Annotated in this window: 11 protein-coding genes; 6 read left to right on the plus strand and 5 right to left on the minus strand. The window is 36.7% G+C overall.

Annotated features, from left to right (window positions below):
- Positions 1 to 415 precede the first annotated feature (415 nt).
- Complete coding sequence (fusA, locus tag AB1278_RS19745; RefSeq protein ID WP_429816535.1) at positions 416 to 2,476, plus strand: elongation factor G; 2,061 nt, start codon at positions 416 to 418, stop codon at positions 2,474 to 2,476.
- Positions 2,477 to 2,621: 145 nt separating this feature from the next.
- Here fusA and AB1278_RS19750 read toward each other — a convergent pair whose 3' ends face one another.
- Positions 2,622 to 4,160 carry a SulP family inorganic anion transporter gene (locus tag AB1278_RS19750; RefSeq protein WP_429816538.1) on the minus strand — a complete coding sequence of 513 codons (1,539 nt, stop codon included), beginning with the start codon at positions 4,158 to 4,160 and terminating at the stop codon, positions 2,622 to 2,624.
- A gap of 618 nt (positions 4,161 to 4,778) precedes the next feature.
- Between AB1278_RS19750 and AB1278_RS19755 the strand changes: the two genes are divergently transcribed.
- Positions 4,779 to 5,207 (plus strand): hypothetical protein, encoded by a 429-nt coding sequence (locus AB1278_RS19755; RefSeq protein WP_062675529.1) that lies wholly within the window; start codon positions 4,779 to 4,781, stop codon positions 5,205 to 5,207.
- Positions 5,208 to 5,218: 11 nt separating this feature from the next.
- Positions 5,219 to 5,557 (plus strand): hypothetical protein, encoded by a 339-nt coding sequence (locus AB1278_RS19760; protein ID WP_110009580.1) that lies wholly within the window; start codon positions 5,219 to 5,221, stop codon positions 5,555 to 5,557.
- Between the two features lie 1,023 nt (positions 5,558 to 6,580).
- On the opposite strand, the gene AB1278_RS19765 is transcribed toward AB1278_RS19760, so the two are convergent.
- Positions 6,581 to 8,098: a TROVE domain-containing protein gene (locus AB1278_RS19765; RefSeq protein WP_062675532.1), complete on the minus strand. Its 1,518-nt coding sequence runs from the start codon at positions 8,096 to 8,098 to the stop codon at positions 6,581 to 6,583.
- A gap of 423 nt (positions 8,099 to 8,521) precedes the next feature.
- Here AB1278_RS19765 and AB1278_RS19770 point away from each other — a divergent pair, with 423 nt between their 5' ends.
- The gene (locus tag AB1278_RS19770; protein ID WP_062675533.1) at positions 8,522 to 8,974 is read left to right on the plus strand and encodes a VOC family protein; all 453 of its coding nucleotides are present in this window, start codon (positions 8,522 to 8,524) and stop codon (positions 8,972 to 8,974) included.
- An 83-nt stretch (positions 8,975 to 9,057) separates the two neighbouring features.
- On the opposite strand, the gene AB1278_RS19775 is transcribed toward AB1278_RS19770, so the two are convergent.
- From AB1278_RS19775 to AB1278_RS19785, 3 genes are read right to left on the minus strand one after another with little or no spacing between them, the layout of a single operon-like run.
- On the minus strand, positions 9,058 to 10,401 hold the full coding sequence (locus AB1278_RS19775) for an SWIM zinc finger family protein (RefSeq protein WP_429816543.1): 1,344 nt from the start codon (positions 10,399 to 10,401) through the stop codon (positions 9,058 to 9,060).
- Positions 10,402 to 10,404: 3 nt separating this feature from the next.
- Positions 10,405 to 13,101, minus strand: a complete 2,697-nt coding sequence (locus tag AB1278_RS19780; RefSeq protein WP_429816546.1) for a DUF6493 family protein — start codon at positions 13,099 to 13,101, stop codon at positions 10,405 to 10,407.
- Between the two features lie 5 nt (positions 13,102 to 13,106).
- Entirely contained in the window at positions 13,107 to 13,421 is a 315-nt protein-coding gene (locus AB1278_RS19785; protein WP_429816549.1) for a hypothetical protein, read from the minus strand.
- 688 nt (positions 13,422 to 14,109) lie between these two features.
- Between AB1278_RS19785 and AB1278_RS19790 the strand changes: the two genes are divergently transcribed.
- Together AB1278_RS19790 and AB1278_RS19795 are read left to right on the plus strand one after the other, a co-directional pair.
- Positions 14,110 to 14,535, plus strand: coding sequence for a MarR family winged helix-turn-helix transcriptional regulator (locus tag AB1278_RS19790; RefSeq protein ID WP_202843587.1), 426 nt, complete (start codon positions 14,110 to 14,112; stop codon positions 14,533 to 14,535).
- A 7-nt stretch (positions 14,536 to 14,542) separates the two neighbouring features.
- On the plus strand, positions 14,543 to 14,881 hold the full coding sequence (locus AB1278_RS19795; RefSeq protein ID WP_202843589.1) for a GIY-YIG nuclease family protein: 339 nt from the start codon (positions 14,543 to 14,545) through the stop codon (positions 14,879 to 14,881).
- Positions 14,882 to 14,884 lie beyond the last annotated feature (3 nt).

Consider the following 14,884-nt stretch of genomic DNA (forward strand, 5'->3'; position numbering starts at 1 on the left):
TAAAAAAAATATTTTCAAAAATTCTTTGGAAATCAAAAAAAAATTATAATTTCGCAACCGATTAAAAATCAACAATGTCAACAAAAATGATAAATATTATAACGTTAAGCAATCCTGTCAGAGCTGTGTTCTTTGGCAGCACTGAATATTTATCTGAATAGTTCTATAGATCTTTTATACCCAAAAATATATTGAAGACCTGTCTATTCGGATAGGTCTTTTTTGCTGCCCTGATTTCAGACTTAACAATTCAAACAACTTCTGTTGTTTGTTAAGATCTCTGAAAATTTTCCTTTGATACGAAATACGAAAAATGTTTTGCCGCCTTTATAAGACCGGAGTGTATTTTGTGCTTATTTTTTTCAGAACCTTTTCCAAACACAGATCTAAAAATCAACAATTAAAATCAAACAAAATGAAATATAACACACGAAATATAGGGATTATAGCACACGTAGATGCAGGAAAAACAACGTTATCAGAAAGGCTTTTGTATCACACAGGAGTTATTCATAAAATCGGTAATGTAGATGATGGAAATACCACCATGGATAAAGACATCCAGGAAAGAAACAGAGGAATTACCATTTCATCCGCTGCAGTTTCTACCCAATGGAAAAAAGACGATAAAGTTTATAACATCAACATTATTGATACGCCTGGACACATTGATTTCGCAGTGGAGGTGGAACGTTCTCTAAGAGTTCTTGACAGCGTTGTCGCAGTTTTCTGTGCTTCATCAGGAGTTCAGCCACAGACTGAAAACGTTTGGTTCCAGGCTGAAAAACACGGCACATCCAAAATCTGTTTCATCAATAAAATGGACAGAATGGGTGCAGACTTCTTTGCTGTTCTTAATGAAATAAAAGCAAAGCTGAATTCTGTTCCATTGGCCATTCAGATTCCGATTGGAGCTGAAAACGATTTTGAAGGCGTTATTGATCTTATCAAAATGAAAGCCTTATACTGGACAGATGAAAATGGAGAAACCATTATGGAAAAGAAAATTCCTGCTGCTTCTATGACAGAAGCCCATGAATACAGAGTTAAATTAATGGAAACTCTGGCAGAGAATGATGAGATGTTCTTTGAAGTTTTTATGGATACTGAACAGATTGCCACTGTTGAAATGATTTCAGAAGCTATACAAAGAGTCTGCAGATCCGGATCAGCTGTTCCTGTTTTATGTGGTTCAGCCTTTAAAAATAAGGGAATCCAGCCTCTTCTTGATGCTGTCGTAACGTATCTTCCGGCACCGGATCAGCTTGCTGACCTCCAGGGAAGAGATCCTCAAACGGAAGAAACGGTAACACTGGAAAGAAATGAGGAAGCTGCTTTTTCAGGACTTGTTTTCAAAGTGATAATTGATAAACATATGGGAAGACTGGCTATGCTTCGTGTCTATTCCGGAAAAATCAAATCCGGAGATACGATACTGAATGTAAGAACGGGTGAAAGCTTCAGGATTTCGAGAATTTTACAGATGCAGTCTGATAAAACATTATCAATGGATGAAGCTAAAGCAGGAGATATTGTTGCTTTGACAGGAATAAAAGATGCCAAGACCGGTGATTCTCTATCTTCTCTTGAAAAGCCGATATTACTGGAAGCCATTACCATTCCAACTCCTGTGATCAGAGTTGCTATCGAGCCGAAAACCAATGGTGATGAGAAGTCTTTCGGTTTGGTATTGGCCAAAATACAGGAAGAAGATCCTTCTTTGGTGGTTGAAAGAGACCCGCAGACCGGAGAAACTTTATTAAGCGGCTTGGGAGAACTTCATTTGGAGGTTACATTGGAAAAAATCCGTCTGAATCATGGTATTGAAATCAATCAGGGGAAACCTAAAGTTTCTTATCGTGAGATTTTAACGGAAACCAAAGTTCACCGAGAAAAACTTTCCAAACAAAACGGAGGAAGCGGCCAGTTCGCTGATATCACGTTTGAGATTGGCCCGGGAAATGACAATGGATTGGAATTTATCAATATGATCAAAGGTGGAGTTATTCCGACTGAATTTATTCCTTCTGTTGAAAAAGGATTCAGAGAAGCTATGGAGTATGGACCTTTGAACGGATATCCTCTGGAAAACATGAAGATCACTCTTCTTGACGGTTCCTTCCACGCTCAGGATTCTGCAGCATTCGATTTTGAGATTGCAGCAAGAGAAGGATTCAAAACTGCAGCAAAAGGATGTAGCCCTAAGCTGATGGAGCCTGTCATGCAGATAGAAATTCAAAGTATTGAAGAATACACGGGTGCTGTCACAGCAGATATCAACAGAAGAAGAGGAATGATCACTTCTATTGATGAAAAATCCGGAAGAAAGATTTTTGCAGCGGAAGTTCCGTTAGCTTCAACGTTCGGATACATTTCGGATCTGAGAACACTGACAAGCGGAAGAGCTTCCATCAGCATGAAATTATCACACTATGCTTTAGTGCCTGATTTTATCGCCAATACATTAATAACCTAAACAAGGGAGGACTGTAGATTTTTTTCTTACAGTCCTTGTCTTATTTGTGAATGGTCAATTGTCAATTCGCTGCGCTTGTCAATTTTTTTTACTATAAAAATTCACCATTCACTTGCGAAGCAAAATTCATTCATTGACTCCTTTCCTATTTTTCCGGCATCACCTTATAGGTAGGATCTTCCTGGATATTAACTTCCACTACTGCTTCTGCATTTCTTAATATTTTTCTGCAATCTTCGCTGAGATGGCGCAGATATACCGTTTTATTCTGCTGCTTATAACGTTTGGACAATTTGTCCAAAGCATCTATGGCACTCATATCTACAATACGGCTTTCTTTAAAATCAATAACCACCTGATCCGGGTCATTCACAGGATCGAATTTATCCGTAAATGCTGTTACTGAACCGAAAAACAAAGGCCCATATATTTCATAGTATTTCACACCGTTTTCATCCACATGTTTTCTCGCTCTGATTCTTTTAGCATTATCCCAGGCAAAAACCAATGCTGAAATGATCACTCCAACCAATACTGCTAAAGCAAGATTGTGTAAAATAACAGTAATCAGCGCTACAGTAACGCCTACAAAAATGTCCGATTTCGGCATTTTATTCACAATCCTGATCGATACCCACTGGAAAGTGCTGATAGCAACCATCATCATCACTCCGACTAAAGCAGCCATGGGAATTTTCTCTATGACAGGTGCACCAACCAGAATAATTATCAAAATAAGCAGTGATGCTACAATCCCTGATAGTCTTGCTCTGGAGCCTGCATTAAGATTTACCAATGTCTGTGCTACCATTGCACATCCACCCATTCCACCAAAAAAGCCGTTGGTAATATTAGCCAATCCCTGAGCGACAGACTCTTTATTGGCACTTCCCTTGGTATTCGTGATTTCATCTACCATCGATAATGTCAGAAGAGATTCAATAAGACCTACTCCGGCCATAATTAAAGCATATGGAAAAATAATCTGTAAAGTTTCCAGAGAAAAAGGGACTTTCGGAATATGAAAATCCGGAAGATTTCCACTGATATGAGCAATATCTGCAACCGTTTTTGTTGGAATATTAAATCCGAGAACCACTGCAAATAAGATGATAATAGCTACCAGAGAGGCAGGAACCACTTTTGTTATTTTTGGAAAAAAATAAACTATGGCAATGGTCAGGGCAGTTAAGCCAGCCATAATGTATAAAGGCATTCCCTGCAGCCAACTTACTCCGCCATTACTGTCTGTGATTTTGAACTGTTCAACCTGTGCCATGAAAATAATAATAGCCAATCCGTTCAGAAATCCGTACATAACGGGTTGCGGAATCAGTCTTACAAATTTACCCAGTTTAAAAATACCTACCATCATCTGAAGGATTCCGGCAAGTGCTACAGTGGCAAAAAGATATTCAATCCCATGGGATTGAATAAGAGCAATCAACACAACAATCGTTGCTCCTGCTCCTCCAGAAACCATTCCCGGACGACCTCCCAAAACAGCTGTTACAAGTCCCATCATAAAAGCTGCATAAAGACCGATAAGCGGAGAAAGACCGGCCAGAATAGCAAATGAAAGAGATTCGGGAATCATTGTCATCGCTACTGTAAAGCCAGCCAGCAGTTCATTTTTATAATTGATTTTTTTCGAAAAATCGAATAAGCTAATAGTATTTTTCATTCATTGACAAAGGTATGGACTGTCAGGATGGTATACAATTTTTTCTTTTTATCATTTTTTCATGAACCCATCTGTTAATTTGAATAATTCACACATCAGTTCTTATAATATGTTAATTTTAATTAAAATAAACACATAAGGTATAATTTTTATATTTATGATTGTTTTTACTTCTTATTTTTGTCTACATTTGAAAGCGAATAAGCAATTATTTGGTACTAATTAAAAATTCAACGAGTAAAAAGCTGTTTATCAATCTATCGCAGCTTTAACTCATAGAATTGTATAAAACCTTAATAGGTTATATATTATTTCACACAAATGGCAGGAAAAGAAGTTTGAAAGAGAAGAAGAGAAGACCATTGAAAATAAAGAATATAATCCAAGTACATTAAGGTGATCCCTACCCACCTGTTTTTAAGATATTTGGCAAAATTCAAATCTATTTTATAAGATTCATCGTCTTATGAAAGCTATTTTAATATTCTTAATCATAATTTCTATTCTTTATCAATTTCAAATTTTTGTGAATTATTCCCTGCCAAGTAAGATAATATATATCACCTATTCTCGTTTTTTTATATATAAGTTTAAACAAAAGAACAATATTTAGTAAAAATGTTATATAAAGAAATCCATATTGGGAAATTTATTAAGGAAAGAGTTGATGAAAATGAAATTACAGTAGAGAGGATATGTAAATTTTTAAGCAAAGATGAAGAGGCTGTCGAAATGATGTATGACAGCAGATCAATGGATACGGATCTTCTTTTAAGATGGAGCAAATTGCTGGAATATGATTTTTTCAGACTTTACAGCTCGCATTTGATTTTATACGCACCTCCGTCGGCAGTTAACAAAAACCAGCAGAAGTCCGAAAAAACACCTTATTTCAGGAAAAATATTTATACACAAGAAATTAAAGATTTTATAATGAAAAGAATTCTTTCCGGTGAAATGACCCAAAGTGAAGTCATTAAAGAATATTCTATTCCGAAAAGCACTCTCCACAGATGGCTTCAGAAGAGTGATAATGCAAACGGATAAACAGATAAAACATGCGCCCAAATTACAAAAGAATTTATCAGGATATGCTAAAGATGGAATATCCTGAAAAGCTGAAAGATCCGAAAATCAAAGAACTTCTTGAAAAGCTTCACACCAGTGATGATGTACTTAAGTTCAATGAAAAGCTGTTCAAGCAGTCCAGAGAAAATCAGAAACTGAAAACCTATGACAGGCAGACGATGTTAAAACTGCTTCAGTATCAGAAAAAACATGGCCACTCAACAAGCTATATGTCAAGGAAATATAAAATAAGCCGGACTACTCTTTCAAAATGGAAAGGAATGTTTGAAAAAGAGCTTGAAGATACAATGAAAAGTGCCGGTACATAATCTACCGGCATTTTTTAAAGGTAATAATAAGGAAAAAACCGGGCTGTCGTTTGCCGGAGTCGAACCGGATAACCTTGCCGGAGTGATCGGCTTCGCTATTCCTCCCATAGTTGTGTTACGATGAATTTTTTCCTAACGACACTTCAAAATAGTAATATAAAGAAGCTGGAAGTGGGCAGAAGAAAGGGGTAAAGTCTGAAAAAATCATCTGACTTTATAGAAAATTATATACAAAGATATCTTTCAACGTCCCACTTCCGGCTTCTTATATATTTAAAAAACAAGGCAACAGGTGAATAATGCAGTCGTGCTCTAACCAGCTGAGCTACTCTTCCTATTTAGACTGTGTTTTTTATTGTGGAAGAGACGGGATTCGAACCCGTGACCCCGTCGTGATGAGCGAAGTAACATTTTTCTACGGCACTTGTTTGTTTTTAAAATAAAAAAGAGGCAAGATTCGAAAAGACTTGTACAAGATCACTTTCATGATCTTCTGGAGTCGAACCAAATTAAACCGAAGTAGGTCTTTTCTACGGCACTCTTTTACAAATCAAGGTAATATTTTTCAGAATCTTCCGTGCATTTGCTCTACCTGCTGAGCTACCTCTCCTTTTCGAGGGAGAAGGCAGGATTCGAACCTGCGACCCAATGTTTACTCAATCTCGAAGTATGATTCTAAGACGACACTTGATTTTAATTATTTATAGTTATTAGTTTTCTTTCTACAAAATTATATTCTTATTGCGCATTCTATTTACGTAGTATAATTTTTATTTACCTATTTGTTCGTTTTGCCTTGAAGCAAAAGAACCAAAAATTCAAGACCTGAAACTACGGCTAAAAATAACCTACACGCTCTAAAAATTCTAAAACTTGCGCGAATGTAATGTAACTTCTTCGTTTCAATTTCTGTGTCGCGCTTCAAACAATAGAATTTTCTTAACGTTCGCATAGCTTATTTTCTTAACGCCTCCGTTTCCTATGTCGCATTTCCATAGGTTTTATTTTTAAAAGCAGTGCCTGTTACAGCACTACTTTCTGAATCATTTTTACTGCAGACTTTTTGTCTTCCAACGCGTTCAGTACATCGAAAATTTTGTCTGACCAACCAGCAATAAGATGTACATCATCCTTCCTGATATCAAGCGGCTGTGTACCATAACCTGCAAGGTCAAAAATATACAGCTTTGCATGAGGCGCGATGGCTTTGTACTTTTTCCACACGTCTTCGAAAGAGTTTCTGTTTCCTGTGCTATCCCACATCTGGGTATCAGTGAAAAGCATTACTTTATCCACCTGCTCTTTTCTTTTGATAAGGTCTTCCATCACCAGATAACCGTTGGTGGAATATCCTACTTCACCTTCACGTTTGTAGAAGGCATCTACATTCCTTAAAATACCATTTTTCGGCATTGGAACTCTTAGCCAACGGTCACCGAAGATACCCGTTACCACGTTTTTACACTGTGACTGGAGGATCATAGACATCAGCAAACCGATATCATACAGCAAAATTTTACTTTTGCTGGAAACTGCTTTCTGCATAGAACCTGACACGTCGGCAGCGATCACCACTGATGTCTCAAAACCAAAACCTTTGATGTTTCTGGCACTTACCAAAACAGCACTTTCCAGAGCTTCCACTACGGAGGACAGATAAGGAGAATCAAAGTTTTTTAATTCTCTGTAAGCCGCCAGGAATCGGAATGGGAGCTGTTTTGAATTGGTTACAGCTCTTTCATCGGAAAGGTATCTGCACACTTTGTTCATCGCATCAGACGATACATTAGCTTCCAGAATATTCCTCAGGTTTCTCATGGTTGCCATATAGCCCAGTTTGTTGCTGAAAATTAATTCTTCCCATTTATTTTTGAAAGCCAGTTTTCTTTCTGCATCATTTGCAAATTTTGTCTGACCCAAAACTGAAAGCTCCACTTCCCACGTATAAGGAGTTTGCAGTGTATTGTTAGCAATTTTGTTGAAAACTGCCTGCTGATTTTCATCTTTAGCTTTCGGGTGAACCAGAAATAATGCATCTTTCAGGGTTACTTCTGCTTTTCTGTTATATTTTGCGAACTGGTATTCGTCAAACTTATTGAATGATTTTACCAGACCTTTCTGAATCTGTTTGGACAGTTTATTCAGTTTCTTGGTATCTGTTCTTTTATTGGCAAACTGATAGTAAGCCAGCAATTCTGTAATTTCATCTGCTCTCTGAATGACTCCATCTACTGTTTTGCTTACAAGGTCTGTACCTGAAGTCTGCTTTGCCAATTCAGTTGTCAAAACCAATGGGATAGATCTCAGGTACATATCTTTTCTTGCATATACGGCTAGCTTTGCCACAAATTCAGGATCATTTTTTTTGATCAGAGATTGGATTCTTGCCAATCTATCATTTCCTTTTTCATAATTGGCATCTGATAGTCCTGTTGTAACAACAGCACTATACAATTCTTCAGCGGGTGTCATGGCATATGCTTTTGCACCTTCGTAGTTCTGTACTACTTTATTTTCTTTTTTTAAAAAATTAAATTTCATGGTTACTGTTTTTCTTGTTAAACATGGGAAGGATTGATACTTCCTCTCTGATTTCTGATGCAAAGTAAAAACAGTATTGCGCAACCTTTTTGCGTAGGAAATTTTTCTTTATTTTTTTTAGTTTTTTTAATGATTCTTACAGATTATGAAGGATTACGCGGATTTTAAGTTTTGGCTGAAGCCGAATGAAAGGTGCTGTATTTGAAAGGAGGGCTAAAGACCACCTCTATAGAATAATGCTATATTGAATTTATTTTAACCACAGATTAACACAGATGCTGTGGCGATATAATTGAATTCATCATTTATCATTTATAATTCATCATTATAAAATCCTTCTATCATTCATTTCCATGAAAGAAATCGCGCATAGAGCGTTTTCAGATGAGAGTTTTCTAGCTTTGTTATTATTAAAATTAAGCTATGATTAAAGGAATATATGAGACTCATGTTCAGGTGAGCAATCTGGAAAATGCAATACAGTTTTACACGGAAGTATTAGGATTAAAACTGGCTCACAAAGATGAAACCAGACCTATTGCTTTTCTATGGGCGGGAGAAGGAAAACAATTTATGCTGGGGCTTTGGGAGCAAAAGGAGAATCTTCAGACCAGACATTTTGCTTTTTCCAGCAGTAAAGAAGATATTTTGAATTATTCTGTAGAATTTCTTGAAAAAAAGGATTTAAAACCTTACAATTTTCTAAAAAACGGAACTGTAGAGCCTATGGTATTTGCATGGATGCCTGCATTGGCAATTTACTTTAATGATCCAGATGGAAATCAGCTTGAATTTATTTCTATTCTGGAGGGTGAAGGCAGACCGGAACTGGGAGTACTGAGCTATGAGGAATGGATGAAGCAGACTGGTAATTAATAAGACACTACTACAACACAGTGGCGCAAGATGTTGCGCCTTTGTGCTGCTCAACAAAATGATAAGATGAGCATCAGCAGTATTTAAACATTAACCAGTTTTTTCACTGCCAATACATGTTTACAGGGACCTCTTTCCCCCTGATATTTACTGAACCACTCACAGGTACAGCGTTCTTTTTCTTCCTGAATGATTACTGTATGATGTACACCGGTTCCTCTTACTCTGGCTTCTGTTCTTTCTTTATTATTATTCAAGATTTCTACTTTTCCGTCTTCAATCAATTTTTCCGCATTTTTTATGCGGGGATTAAGCCCGATAATCCGGCTTAATTTAAATGGAAGTCTACGATAGAAAAATTCTCTGTCATTAAGATCATAACCAAGCAATCCCATTGCAGCAAGCCTGCCTGTACTATTTTTAACATTGTCAAAACGGATGTTCTCTTCCAAGGTAAGTCTGCCAGGATTAAAAGACTGATTGGCATAGGCATATTTATCCAGCGCATCAATCCACTCATCAGGAACATCTGAAATCAGGCTATCCAACACCGCACCTTCACCTGAAAAACCTCTCCAGCATTCTCTCGATAAAGAAAAACTTAACCGGATATTTCCCATATTGAGTTGCCATGTTGTAGACTGCATATTAGCATGTGCAAAAACCTGCAAACCATCAATATAAGGAAGAAGAGGTTCTAATAGGCGTAGTCTGTGAAGTCCTCCTATACAAACAGAATCTGCAGATTTTACCGGAGAAAAAACTGGTTTATTTCCTCTCACAATTAAATAATAATCTGATTTCACCACTCCTTTGGGCATTCCTCTGAACAATTGCTGTGTCTGAATCTTATTGAATGTATGACGCTTTTCGGATTCTGATAAATACACCTGAACAGTTCCCAGTCCTTTGATCCATTTAGCAGGCAATGGTACTTTCCTTTCTATTATTTTGCTTTCCCCCTTGTATAATCCTACTTCTTTTTGCCCTACAGAAAGCATAATTTCTTCATTCGGACGGATACTTCCCAAAGCATTTATCATAGGCTGATTGAAATCCACATTTGTTGTTCCGCTTTCAAGAAACTCACCATCCAATCCATCAGGCAGTACATCTACTCTGGCATACACTCCTGCACAATGAGAAAACCCTTCAAATCGTACTCTTCCATTTCCTGCTGTCACTATAGGATCTTTAAGATGTGCCATCTGAAGCGGCGACAGATTAAAACTGGATTTCACAATGTTGGAAAGGGTGATCAGACATCGGGCCAAAATAAAGGGCTGCCCTACATTTCCCCAAAAGAAACAGGGAGCATCAGTATTTTTATATACCTCATTGTATTTGGCGAGGAACAGCTCTTCAAGCGCACCTGTCCTAACTAAAGAGGATGCACCTGAATAGTTGTAAATAAACGTATCTTCCATGATCTATTTTTTCAGGAGTAGATTACAGATTTTTTTAAGGCTAGAGTTTTCTTTCCAGTGGTTTAATTTTTCAAGTACTTCTTTAGGAACCAATGAATGATTCAATGCCAATACTTCATGGTAAATTTCCAGAATTCTTTTCAGATTGGTAACCGGTTCTTCCATTTGAAGTACAATATTGGTAATCAATTCTTCGAGAGCAGTATTATGATTTTTGCTTACATTCAGCATGTGATGCTGCATAAGATCTGTGAATCTTTTCACCGGTGCCCACTCCAGTTTTTCGTGCAGACCAATCACTCTTCCCAGCCTTGCGTTATCCATCATCTGACAGGAAACATGTTCAAGCCAGATTTCAGCGGCAGTTCCTCGGATGGTTTTATCACCATCCAGGAAAATAGTCCCAAGAAACAGATAACCAATTTCATCCAGAGGTTTCTTGATCTGATACAGCGTATTGGCAGTATTCAAAACAAGGTTTCTTTCAAAAACTTCTGCAATTCCTGAATAAAAAAGACAGTACTTGATTACTTTCGCCAGGGCATTGGCAGGCGTATTGGGAAAACACAGCATCAGTGCAGGAATTTCATTAAGCTCTTTCTGCTCTGCTACAAAATATTCCAGGAACAAAGGTTCTTTTCTTTTTTCGAGATGATATTTTGGAATCGTAATATTCAGCTCTACCGGATAGTATGAGTTTTTCTTATTGTCAATGGTCTTCCATTGGTAAGCCCCTGAAAAGAATTCCACAGGAATATTTTCATATCCGAAACTTCTGAATTCTTCAAAAACAGTGTCAGGTGAACGTGTAATTCCGGCTGTCATCCACCATGAAGGATGTATAAACTTGCCTTCCGGTTTTTCATTTTTACCAAAGAAGAAAAGCAACAATTCTCTATATTCACCCTTTAGTCTTTTCTCTGTTTCTGCAACAGCTTCTGAAGTATCATCCAAAGCACAGCGCTGCAGGGCCAGCTGAATATCCAGATGATGAGGCTCTGTATTACTATTCTGATAATTCTCTAATCTCTCAACGAGAGTCACAGGGGAAATCCAGCATGGCGCGTGGGTGATAGGAAATAACAAAGGCAGTTTATCCCCGGATTTTATTTTTTCAACAGCATATACAGCGATCTCTTTAAAAGCCTGTCTTGCAGGACAATCTGCTCCAACATCTTCTATCGGGCCCAGTTTCTTCTGATAATTGGAATAAGACTCTCTTGTTATTTCTTCCTCCCTTGTTTTCTGATATATTTTTTCCAGATTCTTTAACTGAACCGGATATTTTTCCATTAATGCCAGCCCATAATTGATAATAGCATTGCACAGCAAAACATTCAGATAAGGAACTTCCCATTTTGCAATAGTTTTACAGGCCTTTAAAAATACAGGTTCCATTAGTTTCACAGAATCTTCATCCACATCTCCTGCAAACCTGATAAATCCCGTCAAAGCAATATCACAATGATAGCTATACGGATCGTCCATTGCCAAAGGCAGATAGAACATCAGATCCTCAAAATTCTGAAGTACCTGCACTGCATTTTCATCTGTAGCCAGCAATCGTTTTTCCGAAGCTATAGCTTCCAGTTCCGGCTGTTTTTCTTCAATATATTTTACTAAAAGCGGACGTACATTCGTCAATATATTATCTGAATAGTGAGAAAGTGCCTCAATCATATTTTCTGAAGCCGGTATGTATTTAAGAATGATCTTTGCTGCTTTTGACTGTATGCCATCATCTTTACTAACAAACGCTGTACTTAAAGCCACTCCGAGCATATCCGGATCTACCTTCTTTCTCTGAAATATTTTTTCAGTAAGTCCCAGGCTGGAAACCACCACTGTTTTTACTTCTGAACTCAGCAAATTCGGAAGGTAATGCGAAAATTCTTCATTTTTAAATTCAGCAGCCCCAACAATTTTTTTCAGGTGGGATAATATCGTATTCACGGCTTTTGACTGTGAAGAAACAAGGCCTGCAAGCAGTTCATCCTGCAGATCAGATAATTCTTCTTCTGTTGGTTTTAATGATGTAAAAGCATCCATAAACCAGCCCGTGACATTTTTATTAAAGTTTCTGTTGGAAGCCAGAAGGCATTCTTTCAGGAATCTTTTCCTTTCAATTTTCTTCTCAGCAATGAGCTTTTGAACAATGGGAAACCATTCTTTACGGAAGGGTAAAGATTTGGAAGGAAATTCACATAAATACCAGAAATGTGTATTCAGTGTTTCAGGATAACGGTCAAGATCAGCTGGATAATTACTCAGGTGATGTCCCAATAATTCAGGTTTGGGCTGTACATATCCTTTCTCTGACCATCCTAAAATATCTTTATAATTGAAGGCTGTAAATTCTGCTTCAACCGATTCATTGATAAAGTCTGAAAACCAGTCCGGGCATCCCCATTCCAATATCTGCTCGGTCTGTTCTGCATTGCGGAAAAGGCTCCAGTAATTTTTACCAAAATTCTTTTTGTCCATACATACAAAAGAAGCTATATCTATAATGGAATGCTGGTTCACAGATCCTGCCGTGTGGTAGGAGTTTTTAGTCATTACAATTTTACTGATCTCACGGTCCATTTTCTTGATAGAGGGTATCAGTGTTTTCCTTTCTTCAATGCTAAGCTCTTTTAGAAAGGGAATAATCTCATGTACTTTTTCCTCATTAAGGATCTCATAAAGTCTTTCTTTCATGGGCTTTAATTTGATGTATAAATTTGTTTCAGGTTATTCGTTTTATTCCATTCTTCAGGCAGTTTGATAAGAGCTTTCTCTGGTTCAAACCCATTATACTTTAACAGTTCATGATAGAGCCCGTACTTTTTGTTATTAAAAACCGTTTTCCCAGCTGCTGAAAGAATGGAGGTCAGCAGTTTTCCTTTATATTTTTTAAAATTGTTTGAAGACCATTTGTTAAAAAGGGTCTCAAAAGCCGTAATACATGAAGTTTCATATTTATTAAACAGCCCCGGAGACAGAAATAAATAAGGCCTCTCCATGAAAAGTAAATTCATCTTCATTTCAACATTTAAAACTTTTTCAAATCCTTCACTACAACATTAATACACAGCATTTTATAACAGCATTTTTTTCCTGTGAAAACAAAGTCTTTAAAACAGGAAGTCCTATATAAAATTGTCATCAGTCCATCATCTTAAAGATCCGGACAAAAAAATTGAATAAATTATTTAATAAAAAATGTTTTCAGGGATGTAACTTTTAAAGAATCCGATGGCAAAATCAAATGATATCTTGTCTATCCGGATTTTTCTTTGTACTCATGACCTGCTTTGCAGCCAATAACAGTTTAAATATTTTACCTTAAAACTTTCATTACTAAACATCCATTTATTCTCATTGGCTAAAATAAAAAAAAATGACTGACAGACAGTAAATTATCCCATAAAAGTGATTTTTTTAACAAATATTAAGTTAATAAAACAATAGTTGATAACGCTCTCAGTAAAATAAAAATAATTCCCTGTTTAAAGATATAAAATTAAAAAAAATAGCTAAAAGCTCTATATTGTGATATTTACACAACATTTGGTGTCTTATTTTTAGTATTGATGATGGCTTACAACAAAATTATCTTACCGTACCGATACGTTAATTTTATTTAAAATAATAAATAGAGGATAGCCATTCAATAAATTTTATATATTTGCAAAACAAAATACTTGACAACTCAAACACTTTTCAATGATAAGCACAGAATTATTACTTTTAATAAACATCAATAAACTACAGTCCGTAATTGCCAGAAAATTTGACTCTCTGAGTGTTCATGGTCTGGGATTCAATGACTTTGTTATTCTTTATGTGCTCTATTCTTCCTCTGAGAGCAGAATGAGGAGAATAGATCTTGCTGAAAGAATAGGTCTTACGGCATCGGGAGTCACCCGGTTATTGAATCCATTGGAAAAAATCGGACTGGTATCCAGAGAAAGCAACGAAAGAGATGCCCGCGTAAGTTATGTGGTCATCACTCCTAATGGTAAAAAGATATTTGAAGAAGCTAAGCTAAGCGCAGAAAATATTACTAAAGAAATTCTTTCTTCCAAAAAAGGTAAATCTCTACGCATGGTCAATGAGCTTTTATTTGATTTGGGAGGAAATATCCAATAATGAAAAGATGAAAAATGCATTAAAAAAACAACTAAGAGAAAAAGCAAAAGACCATACAACAACAATGGGAGTTCTTGCTGTTACCAACAAATTAAATGGTAAACAATATGTTCAGGCTTCTTTACATCTGGAAGCGCTGGTGAATAAGATGAAATTTCTGCTAAACGGAGGCATGTTTACAAATCCTCAGTTACAGAAGGAATGGACAGAATCGGGAAGTGATTCTTTTACCTTTGAGTTTGCAGTTGTTGTTCCGGATCAGAACAATGAATTTATCAACTACCGAAAAGAGGTTCAAAAGGCTGAACAGTCTTATATTTCCGGACTCACTACAGGATTATATTAAAGT

This window comes from Chryseobacterium sp. NRRL B-14798 (genome assembly GCF_050470705.1).
Lineage (GTDB): Bacteria > Bacteroidota > Bacteroidia > Flavobacteriales > Weeksellaceae > Chryseobacterium > Chryseobacterium cupriresistens.